Source organism: Bacillus gaemokensis, assembly GCF_001590835.1.
GTDB classification, from domain to species: domain Bacteria; phylum Bacillota; class Bacilli; order Bacillales; family Bacillaceae_G; genus Bacillus_A; species Bacillus_A gaemokensis.
In genome coordinates, this window is the sequence record NZ_LTAQ01000070.1 from 64,178 (window position 1) to 79,918 (window position 15,741).

Here is a 15,741-nt window from a genome sequence, read left to right on the forward strand (position 1 = left end):
CATAAAATTCGAATCGATATTAAAAGGTTTATTGCTTCGGTAATTCAGTAAAACTCTGGACGAAAAACTCCCGAAACTTACTTTCCGCCACGGACATATAGCGCCCTTCAAGCCATGCGATTTGAATACTCAATATTATGAATCAGTAAAGCTAGCTGAATATATAATTTATAAAAAACGTTATTCTTTCTTTACTGCTTACTAAGAAAGAATAACGTTTTTTATTATTTTGAAATTTTGTGATTCCTTACTACAAAAGAGTCTGATTAGTTAATAACATATTGAATTACATGTTATTTTGCATTTTTTCAATACCTAATGATACGTCTTTCTTGGTATGCGCAATCCAAGCTATATGACCATCCGGTCGAATCCAAACTGCACCTATATTTTCTAACTCAGAATGTTGTATTTGTCCTACAATCACTCTTATATGTGAATCAATGTTTATTTTATCTACCATATCTACATAAGAAGGATGTATCAATAAAATGAATTTCCCATCATGCATCACTTCATAGAGTGTGTGATTGTTCTGATCTTGTGCATAAATAGAAAAATTGGGACATCTTTTTCCTAGCCATGGATTTTTTTCCGTATTATGCATCGGTGGATACATAATTCCTAGGCCACTTACTTTTTTAGCTAAATCTCGATTCACGTCTGAGTATGTGAGTATGTGAGAAAATAGCTCTCTTAGTGCCATTCCAGTGTTTGAAAAGTTCATCATTAATTGTTCTTGCGCTTGTGTTTCTTTTAAAAATTGTTTTCCTACAGCATGTCGTTCAATATGGTAACTTTCTAATAGGTTTTCATATTTTTTCTGTTTAATAGCTAATCCCAATTTCCATCCTAAATTAAAAGCATCTTGTAAACCTACATTCAAACCTTGTCCGCCTGCAGGTAAATGAATATGTGCCGCATCTCCTGCTAAGAATACACGCAAATGTTGATAAATATCTGCTAATTTGGTTGCATTTCCAAAACGAGAAAGCCAAATCGTTTCCTTAATTTGAATACGTTCACCTGTAATACGATAAACACTATCTATAAGCTCTTCTTCTGTGACAGCAATTTGTACAGGGGTATGCTGATTTACAGGATCTACAATTGCAAAACGAAATACTCCAGGAGCAATCGGTCCCATCATTACTATCCCATGTATATTAGATGTAGAGAAAAATGGATTATCTGGAATATCTTCTAAAATCACATCGCCCAATATAGCAGTGGCTGTAGTATCCGTTCCACTAAATGGTATATGCGATAATTCGCGTATGATGCTTCTTGCACCGTCGGCGCCTACCACATATAGAACTTCTAGTTTATATATATTTTCTCTTTGCTCTATTTCTAGTTGTACGAATGTTTCATACTGTTTTAAGTCCTTCACAGTATGCCCTCGTTTAATGTCTACACCTAATTCTAATGCACGTTCTTCTAATATTTCTTCTGTAATAGATTGCGGAATAAAAAGTGTGTAAGGAAAATCAGTAGCTAAATCTTTGAAGTTTAATCGTGTTTCTAGGACAGCAAAATGACCTGTATCTAATTGTTTTCCTCGAGATAAAAATCTATTTTCAATGCCTCTCATAGCCATCAATTCTAAGGAGCGAGGGTGTAGTGTCATTGCTCTAGAATTTCGTATACGATCCACTCTTCTTTCCAACACAACAACTTTTATACCTTGAATAGCTAATTCACATGCGGTCATTAATCCTACTGGACCACCACCAACAACTGCTACATCATAATGATTTCCCATGTCATGCCCTCCATTTATTTGATTGATCAGGAACTAATCGTACAAAAACATGTACACATAATAGATTCCCAGTTAATAAATATTATGTGTTATGTATGCAAGTATACCGCATTTTTGTTTCCTAGGAAACAAAAATTCACTTAGAATATGAAAAGTGAGATGATAAATTCGTTGTTCCCCAATGTGTTGAATTCTGATAAACAACTATGGAAGATAAAATTTTCGTTTTGGGGAACATCTAATTTCTTAGGTTGATGGATGTGTGGCGTTATCCCTATAAGGTTAAATAATTGCAAAGGGAATAATTTCGCTTCATGTTAATAATTCACAAATCCAACTAATCACCTAATTTGTCAAGTAAGTTTTACCAAAAGGAAGATTTATGGTTTATTCATTATGGCTATAAAAATCATTGTTTTTACATTTTAATATTAAATTTATCCTGTAATATCTCTTTGTATTGTTGCTCTGTAATTAACTTTTTACTTTTTTTACCATTTATTGTTTGAGTTAGACTTTCTTTTGTTAAAGAAGCGTATCCAGAATCCGTAAGCTTCACAGTAATCGGTCCTTTGTTAAAACTGGAATTTTCATCTTCTATGACTTTTCTTTGCACTTTATTTAAAGTTGTTTCATCAATAGTACCTTCATGAAAAGCATGACATAATTTCCATTGAAGCTTTTCATCTGATTTAGAACATTTATTACCATCTCGTCTTTCTAAAACATAAGATCCTTTATCTGTATCTTTTCTTCTAACACGATATTCACCATTTATCGACTTGACAACTTCACCAGTAAATGGAACAAGAGTTAAAGGCACCACTGAAGCAAGCCCTACCTCAATTAGATATAATGCATGATTATAATTTAAAATGACTGTAACGTGTCCTTCCTCAAGGGACCACATTTCTGCGTCTCTATTATAGACAGTACCTAATGCTAATTGAACATCAAAACCACAATCTTTTAAAAAATAATACATAATTGAATTTAATTCATAACAAAGACCGCCGCGTGAATTTATTAATATCTTCTCTTGTAGGTTCTCTTGAGAAATTTCTTTTGTATCACCTTTTGCAATATCCAAATTTTCAAAAGGTATTTCGTAAGCCATCGCCCTAATTATTTTATTTAAGTCTTCAAATGCAATACTCTCTTTTTCTTCAAGATTCAATCTTGAAAAGAATAGTTTCTGTAACTCCGTCATACAAAACACTTCCTTTGCTGTTTTTTTGTAACATGAATATGTCTTTTTCAAACTTGATAATTATCTAATCCCATTCTTTACTATATGCTCATTCTAAAGATCAAGTGGCTGACAAACAATGTACATTCAACAGAACTGTACCAGTACAAAATGTACCAACATATTATATTAATATTAATTTACCGTTATCCTGTAATCGTTACCAAAACAGGTAAAGGAATGGAAAATACAGCAGTAGCTATCGAAAGATATAACCCTATAGCAATAATCAAGGAACATCAGGCGGACATGATCCGAATTTAAACGTATTTGATATTGTTTTAGGAAAAAGAGTTACAAACATAGGTTCATTAAAAACAACAAATATGGATGAAAACCAAGGGATTGATCCAACTAAATGGATGTCTATGGACTTAATGGCTTCTGAAGGAAGTGCAGGAGAAGATCCGAATGCTGAAAAGATCCGGTACTTCGAGGGAGATAAAGATTTATTCGCAACTGCTAATGCAGTAAAAGATGAATACACTAAGGGTAAAGTAGTCGAGGGTACTATAGGTTCAGCAGACGTTTGGAATAATGAGGTTGATAGAATAAAATGGTCCCATTCTAAGTATGGTACCTCTGTAGAAGAAATGGAAGGTGCGGCGGCAGCACAAATTTCTAAAGTTTACAATATATCTTCCATATAATAAAAAATACCTACAAATCAAGACAAAGTAAAAGCATACTAACAGATGCCAGTATGCCTTTTACTACAGTTTAGGAATGTAGTTTTTCCAACTTTGCACGAGTGTCCTCAATGAACTGCTTCATAAGCTTTCTTCGTAAATTCTGTAACCATTCTGGATGATTCTTTGATTCTGGAACATCAACAGTTCGTAGTATTTTCGCAAATATGATTAATTGATGCATTCTCATAAACAATGGTAAATCTCTTAAAATATGTTCATCAACTGTTGTTTCTAGTGTATACCCTTTGAGAAATACTTGATAGGATGGATGACTCAAATCAACTTCATCATGAAATATATCCCGTAAAGCGTATCCAATATCTGCAACATACCAATAGTTAGCGCAATCATCAAAATCAATAATCCCAACTTCTTCTTTATTTATACAAAGATTATCTAACTCAAAGTCATAATAGACGATCCCAAAGTTATCACTTGTAATGGATAACTCATTAGCCCAAGTAGAAATTTTCTCTAATTCTTTATATGCAGACCACTCACTTCCAGGCAAAGTTTTTCTTACAAAATTAAGATGATCCTTCCAAGTTGTGCGATTTTGATTAAAATCTTTTGGCATATTTTTTAAAGCTTGATGAAGCTTACCTAAAGCTCTTCCCCATAATAAAAATTGCTCTTCTTTTAATTCTTCAACCTCATATTGCTTACCATCAAGCCCTTTAAAAACAACTGCATAAAAAGTTCCTAAATCCGTCTCAACCTCTTCAATATAACATTCATTTTTTGATTGAACTGGTTCTGCAACATGTATGGAATAACGAGATAAATACAACAAAATATCAATTTCAGCTTTAATCGCCTCTACATTTCTTTCCTGCTTTTCTATAAATCTAAGGAAATGACGTTCTCCGTTTTTTTTGAATACAAATATGCAGTTTGCGCTTGAACGAAAATAATATAATGAACCCTTATTATATTGCCAGTTCTCTAAGATTTTTTCTGCTAACGGACTTTTCCATTCATCATCAACAGTTTCTACTACTTTTAGCATTAAACTTAACTTCATCATACAATCCACCTCATTTTTGTTTTTACATAAACAATGTGGAAATACATTTCATGTATGATGCATACAAAATTGTAATTTTACAGTTTAATTTTAGAAAATAAATTATCTGTTTCTATATACACCATTCATATAAGTGAGAAAGATCTAGATGTATTTCCACACGTTTACTTATTAAGATCATCATATAATCTACTCACCTCCTTTTTATCATTAGGAAAATTATAACAATCTATAACTAATGTAATCAACTATTTACACAAACCAGATGCAGCAAGAATTTGCTGGATTTTTCACTCTTTTTAACCTTAACTATGTACATTTTTTTATTTATTAGTTATATTATGGGTATTGAATGATTACGAAAACCATTCTATCGCTTATATAAATACTTGTATTTTTTATATCCATGACATAACTACAAAATGTATGAAAATCCATTTGTCAAATGAATTCTACATGGAAGGAGGTTTGTGGTTTATTCATCAGGATATAATGATCAGTTTTCTATCGCTAAGATAGCTGACGAAAATACAGGAGGCGACATGATGTTTCGTACGATTTCAAACTTTATGAGAGTAGCTGAAATAAGAAGGAAAATCCTTTTTACACTTGCGATGTTAATTGTTTTTCGAATTGGCACGTTTATACCAGTTCCTCATACTAATGCAGAGGTATTAAAAATACAAGATCAAGCCAATGTTTTAGGTATGCTTAATATATTTGGCGGAGGAGCCCTACAAAACTTCTCAATCTTTGCTGTAGGTATCACACCATATATTACAGCTTCCATCATTGTACAGTTACTGCAAATGGATGTTGTACCTAAATTTACAGAATGGGCAAAGCAAGGGGAAATGGGCCGCAAAAAATCAGCTCAGTTTACCCGATACTTTACAATCATTCTCGCATTTATTCAAGCCATTGGAATGTCTATTGGCTTTAACAATATGGCAGGCGGACAATTAATTTCAAATCCTAGCTGGACTACATATCTATTTATCGCTACAGTGCTAACTGCCGGTACTGCATTTTTACTTTGGTTAGGTGAACAAATCACTGCAAACGGCGTAGGGAACGGGATTTCAATACTTATCTTCGCAGGACTTGTTGCAGCAATTCCAAATGTAGTAAATCAGATTTACTTACAGCAATTCCAAAATGCTGGAGATCAGCTATTTATGCATATTGTACAAATCGTATTGATTGGATTAGTTATTTTAGCAATCATTGTCGGTGTTATTTATATCCAACAAGCAGTTCGTAAAATCCCTATTCAATATGCAAAAGCTGTCTCAGGGAATAATCAGTACCAAGGAGCAAAAAATACGCATTTACCTCTTAAAGTAAATAGCGCAGGTGTAATCCCTGTAATTTTTGCTTCTGCATTTCTAATGACGCCGCGTACAATTGCACAGCTATTCCCTGACTCTACTGTATCTAAATGGTTAAGTACGAATTTAGACTTTGCACATCCAGTTGGACTAACTCTATATGTCGGACTTATTATCGCGTTCACATACTTCTATGCATTCATTCAAGTAAATCCTGAACAAATGGCGGAAAACTTGAAAAAACAAAATGGTTATGTCCCAGGTATTCGACCAGGTAAATCGACAGAACGATATGTCACAAAAATTTTGTATCGTTTAACATTTATTGGTGCGATTTTCTTAGGTGCTATTTCGGTTTTACCGATCGTGTTCACGAAGGTTGCCACTTTACCACCTTCTGCTCAAATTGGCGGTACAAGCTTACTCATCATCGTAGGGGTAGCATTAGAAACAATGAAGACATTAGAAAGTCAACTTGTTAATCGTCATTACAAAGGGTTTATAAAGAAAGTAAACTAACGCTTTATACATACAAATTGAACATAATGAAACCCTCTCGTTATATAGAGAGGGTTTTTTATCTAGCTGGAGCTTTGAAATAAATTTTGTTCAAAATATATGTTATAAAGTTTAAAAGCTTCATTATCTACGCCATTAAGGTATCCACCAAAACAAATTTATAGTTCCATTGTCATAAATACGCTATTGGGATCCTCAATATAATCTGAAAATGGCTTACAATATTGAAATCCTACATTCGCATATAAGATTCTAGCTGGTTTGAAAGCATCCATTGAACCTGTTTCTAAACTTAACCTCTCGTAACCACGACTTCTGGCCTCTTCAATTATATGTTGAAGGAGTCGCTTTGCAACACCCTTTCTCAAATGTAACGAAGAAGTCTTCATTGACTTTATTTCCCCATACTGACTATCAAGTTCTTTAAGTGCTCCACAACCAACTAAATTACCTCCTTCCCATGCACTCCAAAATGTAATTTCTGGTTTTCTCAACGCTTCTACATCTAATGCATGTATACTTTCGGGAGGAGAATGTATTGTCATACTCTGCAAATGATCCATCAACAATTTAGCCACTTCAAAACCCGTTAAATCATCTTTTTTAATATCCATAAAAATTCCTTTCTTGTCGGTATTATTTTCTCACTTCAAAGTAACTATAGATGTAATTAAGATTTTCTATTTCTCGTTACCTATTGAATTAAAAAACATCTGCTGAACGACAGCTTTTAAATCCAATGCATTTCTGCACTCCATTCTACAGTAATCTATAAAACTTATATTCGATTAAAAATCCGGTGAACCTTTCCTATTTCTCTTTTTGCTCAATAATACAATACAAAATAACACATCAATCTCATTTCATCAGCTTTAACACAACAGTTATGTTTTTTTACGGTGCAATTTTGTTTTTAAATTATCAACATAAAGGCACAAAAAATCACAGTATTGAATTCCCATAGATAAAACATGTAGAAAATAACATTATGATACAAAATTACTACATCTCTTTTTTCAATAATTTCCCTTGCTTAAAATACAATTCAAGTGTAGAACGATTCGCTAGGAATACACCAATTAAAATAAGGCATGCTCCTATTCCCATTACGGGTTGAATTGGTTCGTCTAAAAATATATAACCTGTAATAACAGCAATTAAAGGAGATACATAAAGCCAAGTCGATGGGAAAACGGGATTCGTTTTTGATAACAGCCAATAGTATAATCCGTGTCCTCCAATTGAACCTACAAATATTAAATACAAAATGGGCCATTGTACACTCCAAGATGTTAATATAGCTAAATTGGGATGTTCTATAAAAATAGAACTAATCAGTAGAAAAACCCCCCCGTAAAACATTTGAATTCCATTAATGAGAAATGGTGATACTTTTGGTAAATCTGAAAGTATTTCTTTTGAACGAATGGAACCTATGCCATAAAACAATTCACCTACTAATATTACAAGGCAAGCAATACTCCATATAAGAGTGAACTGTTGATGCATCCCGGGTAATGAGATACAAACAACTCCTATAAGTGCTATTATAAGCGCAAGGAATTGTTCCCTTTTTAATTTTGTTTTATTTTGTTTCACTTGCAATAACAAAATCATCATAGGTCCTGTTGCAGAAAGAATTGCTGCCAACCCAGAGGAAATATACTGTTCTGCCCAATATAGCGTTGCAAATGTCATAAAGGTTAAACAAAAACCAGCATACACAATCCTTTTCGATAACAAATGTAACCCAACATGTTTACGTTTTAAAATAAAAATGATTATAAGAATACCCCCTGCTAAAAAGAAGCGAATTCCCGCTGAAAATAACGGAGGTGCTCCCGCTTCAATCCCAATTTTAATTGTTAAAAATGTTGTCCCGAAAATCATACAAATTAAAATATAATTAAAAATGACCATTATGTTTCCTCCTTTTCATTCTTGAAATGAGTATAGAGGAAACCGTGTATAACAGTACATTAAGGTATATAACAGTTACAAAATATTTAGTTGATTATAAATATATTTTTAGATTAAATTAAAACTAAAAAGAAACTTAGGTGAAATCATGAAGATCGTACTACGCAAAGAGTCTAATATCCCCTTCTATCGACAAATCCATATGCAGATTGTCGAGCGAATTCAAAGTGGCATGTTATCAAGTGGTGACCCTCTCCCTTCTTTACGCAACATGGCAGATGATCTACAAATAAGTATATTAACAGTTCGTAAGGCGTATAAGTGGTTAGAATCAAAGGGGTATGTACACATTCAACAAGGTAAAGGTGTTTATATACATAAACATGAACCGCGTAAACATCAGGTCATACCTTATGAGTGGCAACATACCCAATCAATCAATGTCATACGATCTCAATATGTAATGAATCGACATAGGAAGTATTATGACCTTTCACAAGCTATTCTTTATCCTCGTCTTTTACCAAATCCATTTCTTTCAGGTGAAATGCAAAAAATAATAGATAAAGACCAAATGATATTAGCAACTTACGGACCAGTTCAAGGAATTGAAGAACTTCGAATAGAAATTACAAAATACTTAAAAGACTACCAAAGATTGATTGTTAATCCTGCTAATTTATTGATTACAAGTGGTGCCCAGCAAGGAATTGATTTAATTGCTCAAACATTATTAAAACCAGGAGATACCGTTATAATAGAAAACCCATGCTACGGCGCAGCAATTGATGTATTTATAAATAAAGGCGTGCAAGTCATTCCGATTGAGCTTGATGAGCAAGGAATCCGTTCTGATTTAATCGATGAAGTTTGTCAAAAAAAGAAACCAGTTCTATTATATGTGAATCCTACTTTTCAGAACCCTACAGGTATCTTGATGAGTAAACAAAGACGAGCGGAACTTGTAGAACTAGCAGAACTATATCAAATTTTCATAATTGAAGATGATTCTTTTGGAGAAATATATTTTGATAGTGTTAAACTTCCTGCCCCACTTAAAACCTTTGATAAAAATGGTCATGTTCTATACTTAAAAGGTTTCAGTAAAACATTAGCACCAGGTCTTCGTATCGCAGCACTTATTGCAGAGGGACCTATTTTCGAATGGTTATATGCTGTGAAATCTTTAATGGATATAGGAAGTCCGTTGTTAACACAAAAAGCAATTCTTCCTTTTTTACGAACAGAAAGAATGCAAAAACATATAGAAAAATTACGCACAGCCTTACAATTAAGACGTGATACAGCAATAAAAATCTTATCTCCTTTAACTAAAGACATTTATTTTCAAAAACCACAAGGTGGCTTTAATTTATGGATTTCGCTTCCGAGTTCACTAAATTCATTTTCATTGCTGGAAAAAGCTAAAGAGGCTAATGTTTCTTTTTTACCTGGAACCGCTTGTTTTGTCCATGAATCGCAACATAATCATTTGCGTATTAGTTATTCCATGTTAAGTGAACAAGATTTAATTGTTGGACTAGAGAGACTTTATAAAGTCATTTCTGATTTTCAAAAATAATACAGGGGGATCTATCCCCCTCTTTTCATTTCATTGGTTTTGTTAACGAAGAAAATATATTTATAATCCAAGTGACAACAGGTTGAAATGCATATGTATACTTATTAACCACGACACTCATTACACTTCCTATTAAAGCACTACCAATAATATCAAAAGGATAATGATGTCCTACCCAAACACGTGAAAAACCTGTTAAAATAGCTAGCAACCACATGATTGAGCCAATAAAGCGGTCATGAAGTGAGATAGAAGTTGCTACAGCGAAAGCTAATGCAGTATGTTTACTTGGAAAGGAAGAGTTTTTCATTGACGGGATAAGTAGACGAACACGATGTAAAACAAACGGACGGGGCTTAAAGTAAAATCGCTGAATGATACAGTTTATAAATAAAGTGAATACTACCGAAATCCCTGAATACAAAATATTTTTTTTGTAGGCATTGTTTCTAAACCACATGAAAGCTACTATAAAAAAATACAGATATCGGGCCTTCTGTGAAATAAATACCATAATTGTATCCATAGCATTGCCACGTCCAGCAAGGCGATTAATAGCTTTAAATAACATATAATTCATTGCATCTGCTCTCCTTTTCTCTGAAATGGTATATACATATCATTCCCTTTCCAAAGACAAACATGTAATATGTGTAAAAACACTATTTTATTTCTTCGTTTTAGCTTTAGATATTAAAACCACTAACAATATAAAAAAGAAAAATGATTAATGACTGATTGCAAGAACATAAGCTGTTCGTTAATGGTAAATTAGTAACCATTTATATGTTTGATAATTCAAAATGGTCTCCATAATGAATAAACCATGCCTCCGACAAAAAACGCTAAAACCAAAGCTAAAGCAATAAAAAGAAGTATTAAATTTTTATTATCTTCCATGAATTTTGCCCCCTTTACAATTTTTAAAATTCAATTTTTCAAAACAAAAAACCTTTAGTCATAATTATGGCTAAAGGTTGCTATAGTCATACTTATTAGTAATAAAAAATAAAGTATTGTACCTGTGGTAATGGAATATTATAATCTCTATAAATAAAAAGCGATTTTTTTCTTTACGTTAACCTTCTAGGTTGTTTTCATACCAAACTAAGACTTTTAACGAGTGAATAATCCCTTCACTCAATTCTTGAAAACACTGTATTAACTTTGAATAATAGATTTCATGCTGAAAAACATTTTGAACAAAGTTAGATGGGAGATAAACTGTACGTAAAAGCCCGATTGGTTTCACTTTATGTTAATGGAGATGGAAAACGCGCACCTGCAAAACGTATATCTTCTCTAGCGATAATTTGACCTGGAGTTGAAGATAAGGCAAAAATTTCTACGCTATCTCCAGCATTTAACTGGACTATAGTATTAATCTCTAGTGTAGTCATAAAAGGCGAATTTTCATCCGAAAATTCATTATCTACATCACTACTGTTACGATTTACAGTAACTGCAATTCCTAATTGGTAATCTATGTTTATGTCGGCTTGAAATATAATACTTGCATTGAAATGATAAACACCCGCCGTTTTGGCAATAAATGTAGATGTTGTAGCGTTGTATTCATTATCTAAATCAAATTGTTTATTAGAAAATAGAACTTTTACATACTGATTTGCTACAGGAATGGGTATGCTAGCTGCCGTGTTAGCAGCACGGAATCCTGAGGCCCTCACTAATCCGCCTAGTTTGCTATCATTACAACAATCAACTTACACATTGATTGAGGGTGTTACATCACGACATTTCTTGCACTTTTCATGACATCTATCACATTTTTTACAGCAATCATGATTTCTTTTTCGGTAACCTCTACAATGTTTACAATAATTATACATAAAAATATATCCCCCCTATTCACTTAGTACATACTATGCAAAAAAGCGCGATTGGATAAATTATTTAGTTCTTATAGTAAGTTATAAAGACTACAAGGAAGCGTAAGCTGATATCATCTTAAATATATACTTACAATAACAACAGGTATGCGTTTAGCAGCATGTTTAAGATTACAAATTACTAATAATTATGAATGTATTTCAAGACTAATTATCCTCCCTGTTTATAATATTCATGTTATCCAATAAAAAAAGCACCTGTTTCCGCAGGCGCTTTTTTTAGATATAGGGGTTTTGAGGATTCCTATTAACGAAAGTTAGAATTACTAAAGTTAATGAGGTACAAGCGGTATATGCTCGTCCTTTTCTAATGGTGCAACATAAAGTGAAAATTTCATCAACTATCACTCATGAATCGATATTTTACGGATAGTGCATCTCCCGACTAACTTCTTTTTTCTACTGAATTTTGAGGCGAGAGTGTTACTGCCCTTAAATAGGTGATAAAAGAATGCTATTCATTATATCAGTATTGGTTTAAAACATTCTCTTCAAAATATTTACCCCAATCCGGTTGTCTACCATCAATATCTTTAAATCTGTATTCTCTAGCTAATCCCCATGAACTAAGTGCTTTTCCTGTTTTATTATGAACATTTGGGTCACTTGCTAAGGAAGCAATTGCCCTTCCGACAAAGAAAGGTGTTTCAGATGCGATGAAATGTGGATCTTTTTTTGCACCTTCTTTCCAGTTTTCTTCTGTTACACCAAATAGATCTAACATTGCTTCAGAACGGAGAAAACCAGGACTTACCGCAACTGCAGTAATTTGATGTTCTTCTAAATCTTTTGCCATCGCTTCAGCTAAATGAATAGTTGAGACTTTCGCTAAACTATAATATAAGTTTCCGCGGTATTGATAATCTACACCATCTGTAATTTCAATGACAAGACCCTTCTTATTTTTCACCATAAGAGGTACACCATAATAACTTGTCATCATATGTGAATGAACCGCACGCTGCTGCATTAGTAATCCGTTATGTAAATCATGTTCCCAAAAAGGTTTTCCCCATTCAGTAAGCGGATCTCCGCCCCAAACATCATTTACTAAAATATCAAGTTTTCCACCTTGCTCTTCTTGAACTTGTCTAAATAATGCTTTAATATCTTCTTCTATTGTATGATCTACACGAACAGCGATTCCTTGCCCACCTTGCTTTGTAACAAGTTCTGCTGTTTCTTCAATCGTTTCCGTTCTTCCCATTGATGATAAATTACCTTTTGTGCTTCTTCCTGTTACATATACTGTCGCGCCTGCTTCACCAAGCATCATCGCAATACCTCTTCCAGCGCCACGCGTTGCTCCAGCTACTACTGCAACTTTTCCTTGTAATAGTTTCATATTATTCTCCTTAACTTTTATTTTCCAATTTAATTAATTCAGGTACATTTTCTCTATCATATTTTTTTGTATAGTTTTCTCCATCTAGAGTAACAAATTGTAACGTGATTTCACCACAAACACCAGAGTAAAATTTGAACTCACCTTGCGAATTTGAAATCGCACGTTCCTTATTTACGATTGCATCTTCATAAACTTTCACATCTGCGAGAGGTAGATTATTATGATCTACCACAACTGATTTTATTTGGATAGCCGCAGCTATACATTCTGATCTTTTTTTATTAGATATAACAATTGCTATTCCTCCGATACCTATGACAATACATATAAACAAGGCTATTATTCTTTTCTTCACAATAGATCCTCCTATATTAATCCTCCTTAAAATGAAAATCTACGTGATTCACTTGTTTCATTTCTTCAATTATCTTATGAATTCCTACCTCAATTTTATCCTCTTTCACATTTGAAACGTTTAATTTTAAAAGTTTTTCTTTATGAAAAGAAAATAAATAGTTTTTATCGATAGAATCTATAAATATTTGATTTTGTCTTACGTTTTTAATAAGTGTTTCCGGAGAAATACTTTTATGTAGTGATAGGCACGTATGTATTCCTATTTTGTCGCCTGGTCTATATGTAAACAGATGTTGATTTTCTTTATATTCTTCTTCTAGTACCTCTGATAACACCTTAGATCTCGCGTAGTAAGACGAACGAATTTTTTGTTTGTGTCGTTCAAACATCCCGCTTTTTATGTAGATTTCTAACGCAGCTTGGGAAATCATTGAACTATCAATATCCAATAGTTTTTTATATGTATGAAACGCTTCCGCAATACAAGATGGAATCACCGCTACACCCACTCGTAGACCAGGGAATATAATCTTTGAATAGCTTTTTAGATAGATTACATGTGAGGAATTATCATAACTATACAATGGATCTTCTTTTTGGTTTTGTTCCAAATCGGCTAAATAGTCATCTTCCACAATAAATACATTATATTTTTTTGCGAGAGAAATAATCCTTTCTTTTTCTTTCTTAGAATATGAAGTACCAAGTGGATGATGAAACCTTGGAATTGTATAGAAAAACTTAATATTTTCCGTTCGAAAGATTCTTTCTAACTCATTCAAATCAATTCCTTCAGTGTTTCGTTTTATACCAATTACAGGAATACCATTCGTTTCTAAATACTCAATATATAAGTGGTAGCTCGGTTGTTCAATAAGTATTGTTTCATTTTCATTAGGAAATGGTATAGAAGTTAATACAGCTAAAGCTTGCTGAACTCCTGAGGTAATAAAAATGTCTTCTTCTTTTGTGAACACTTGATAGTTTGCTAATTGCTTCTGCACAACTGAAATTAAAGATGGTAAACCTTTAGGTGTACCGTATATAAACAAATCATTCTTATATATGTCAATTGCCTTATTAATACAATGTTGAAAGTCTAAGTAAGGAAATACATCAGGATCTGGAGCTGAAGAGGCAAAATCAATGTTCTCTGTATCATTGTCTTCGTAATTCCCTATTTTCCTTACCACATAATATCCACTTTGAGGAACGGAATAAATAATATGGCGTTTTTCTAATTCATGAAGCGCACGAATAACTGTGGCTTTGTTACATTGATACTGCGTGACAAGTGAGCGTATCGACGGTAATTTCTTTCCCTCTTTTATCTCGCCTTTTTGAATCATACTTTCTAGATCATTTAATATTTTTAAGTATTTATACATTATTACACCTCCATGTATAGCTTCAAAATAAATTTTGATAACAGCAAATAGAAAGAGCATGTTTTGAACAATCCTTTTTCAAAACATGCTCTTAACATATTCAATAAAATGATTCTATTATATAAAATTTTAATCATTTTCATGCTTTTTTTACTCAACTGTTTTCTCATAAATCTTTATGGAGCCTCCACTAACACCATATCCTTCGGCTAGGTATGACCATCCGTATTTTTCATAATACCCTTCTAAATCAGTACTTAAATAAAGTTTTTCAAATCCCTTTTTTGAAGTCTCTTGAATAGCATGTTTGAGTAACTGAGAGCCGATTTCTTTACCTCTATATGCTGGCTCAACATATAAACAAGCAAGCCATGGGTATAAATCTTGCCGGCTAATAAGATCATTCCTAATTAATGCGAATGTGCCAATTATACATTCATTTTTTAATGCTATATAAAATCTTGGAATTTCGTCTGTAGTATTGCATGAATGCATCATGCAATCTTGATAAAATTTATAGTTATGCTCGTTTCCCCACTGTTCCCAAAAAACATTAATAGCCTTATCGAATAAATCTTGTCGCTGTTGTATTTCGACTACTTTCAAATGATTCCCCTCCTTCAATACACATTCTTTGTAACCGCTCACCCCCC

Annotated in this window: 13 protein-coding genes and 1 pseudogene; 3 read left to right on the forward strand and 11 right to left on the reverse strand. The window is 33.0% G+C overall.

Annotated features, from left to right (window positions below; all coding sequences use genetic code 11):
• Nucleotides 1–286: 286 nt before the first annotated feature.
• Nucleotides 287–1,765, reverse strand: coding sequence for an FAD-dependent oxidoreductase (locus AZF08_RS27505; protein ID WP_033675572.1), 1,479 nt, complete (start codon nt 1,763–1,765; stop codon nt 287–289).
• A gap of 418 nt (nt 1,766–2,183) precedes the next feature.
• Nucleotides 2,184–2,975, reverse strand: coding sequence for an arylamine N-acetyltransferase family protein (locus AZF08_RS27510; RefSeq protein WP_033675571.1), 792 nt, complete (start codon nt 2,973–2,975; stop codon nt 2,184–2,186).
• A 186-nt stretch (nt 2,976–3,161) separates the two neighbouring features.
• Here AZF08_RS27510 and AZF08_RS27515 point away from each other — a divergent pair.
• Nucleotides 3,162–3,652, forward strand: a pseudogene (locus tag AZF08_RS27515) (5'-methylthioadenosine/S-adenosylhomocysteine nucleosidase); the annotation flags it as partial.
• Nucleotides 3,653–3,734: 82 nt separating this feature from the next.
• Here the strand turns inward: AZF08_RS27515 and AZF08_RS27520 are convergent.
• Entirely contained in the window at nt 3,735–4,733 is a 999-nt protein-coding gene (locus AZF08_RS27520; protein ID WP_082246095.1) for a phosphotransferase enzyme family protein, read from the reverse strand.
• A 545-nt stretch (nt 4,734–5,278) separates the two neighbouring features.
• Here AZF08_RS27520 and secY point away from each other — a divergent pair.
• Nucleotides 5,279–6,583, forward strand: coding sequence for a preprotein translocase subunit SecY (gene secY, locus AZF08_RS27525; RefSeq protein WP_033675569.1), 1,305 nt, complete (start codon nt 5,279–5,281; stop codon nt 6,581–6,583).
• Nucleotides 6,584–6,741: 158 nt separating this feature from the next.
• Here the strand turns inward: secY and AZF08_RS27530 are convergent, their stop codons facing one another.
• Nucleotides 6,742–7,197, reverse strand: a complete 456-nt coding sequence (locus tag AZF08_RS27530) for a GNAT family N-acetyltransferase (protein ID WP_033675568.1) — start codon at nt 7,195–7,197, stop codon at nt 6,742–6,744.
• Nucleotides 7,198–7,585: 388 nt separating this feature from the next.
• A complete protein-coding gene (locus tag AZF08_RS27535; RefSeq protein WP_033675567.1) occupies nt 7,586–8,503 on the reverse strand; it encodes a DMT family transporter in 918 nt (305 codons plus the stop codon).
• Nucleotides 8,504–8,651: 148 nt separating this feature from the next.
• Between AZF08_RS27535 and pdxR the strand changes: the two genes are divergently transcribed.
• Nucleotides 8,652–10,085, forward strand: a complete 1,434-nt coding sequence (gene pdxR / locus AZF08_RS27540; RefSeq protein ID WP_033675566.1) for a MocR-like pyridoxine biosynthesis transcription factor PdxR — start codon at nt 8,652–8,654, stop codon at nt 10,083–10,085.
• Nucleotides 10,086–10,110: 25 nt separating this feature from the next.
• Here the strand turns inward: pdxR and AZF08_RS27545 are convergent, their stop codons facing one another.
• The 6 genes from AZF08_RS27545 to AZF08_RS27570 all read right to left on the reverse strand — a co-directional run bounded on the left by AZF08_RS27545 (nt 10,111) and on the right by AZF08_RS27570 (nt 15,694).
• The gene (locus tag AZF08_RS27545) at nt 10,111–10,665 is read right to left on the reverse strand and encodes an undecaprenyl-diphosphatase (RefSeq protein WP_033675565.1); all 555 of its coding nucleotides are present in this window, start codon (nt 10,663–10,665) and stop codon (nt 10,111–10,113) included.
• Between the two features lie 673 nt (nt 10,666–11,338).
• Nucleotides 11,339–11,773 (reverse strand): C1q-like domain-containing protein, encoded by a 435-nt coding sequence (locus tag AZF08_RS27550; RefSeq protein ID WP_051725809.1) that lies wholly within the window; start codon nt 11,771–11,773, stop codon nt 11,339–11,341.
• A gap of 688 nt (nt 11,774–12,461) precedes the next feature.
• Nucleotides 12,462–13,340, reverse strand: coding sequence for an SDR family oxidoreductase (locus AZF08_RS27555; protein ID WP_033675564.1), 879 nt, complete (start codon nt 13,338–13,340; stop codon nt 12,462–12,464).
• Nucleotides 13,341–13,350: 10 nt separating this feature from the next.
• Nucleotides 13,351–13,698, reverse strand: a complete 348-nt coding sequence (locus tag AZF08_RS27560) for a hypothetical protein (protein WP_033675563.1) — start codon at nt 13,696–13,698, stop codon at nt 13,351–13,353.
• Nucleotides 13,699–13,714: 16 nt separating this feature from the next.
• A complete protein-coding gene (locus AZF08_RS27565) occupies nt 13,715–15,088 on the reverse strand; it encodes an aminotransferase-like domain-containing protein (RefSeq protein WP_033675562.1) in 1,374 nt (457 codons plus the stop codon).
• A gap of 150 nt (nt 15,089–15,238) precedes the next feature.
• Nucleotides 15,239–15,694 carry a GNAT family N-acetyltransferase gene (locus tag AZF08_RS27570; protein ID WP_033675561.1) on the reverse strand — a complete coding sequence of 152 codons (456 nt, stop codon included), beginning with the start codon at nt 15,692–15,694 and terminating at the stop codon, nt 15,239–15,241.
• Nucleotides 15,695–15,741 lie beyond the last annotated feature (47 nt).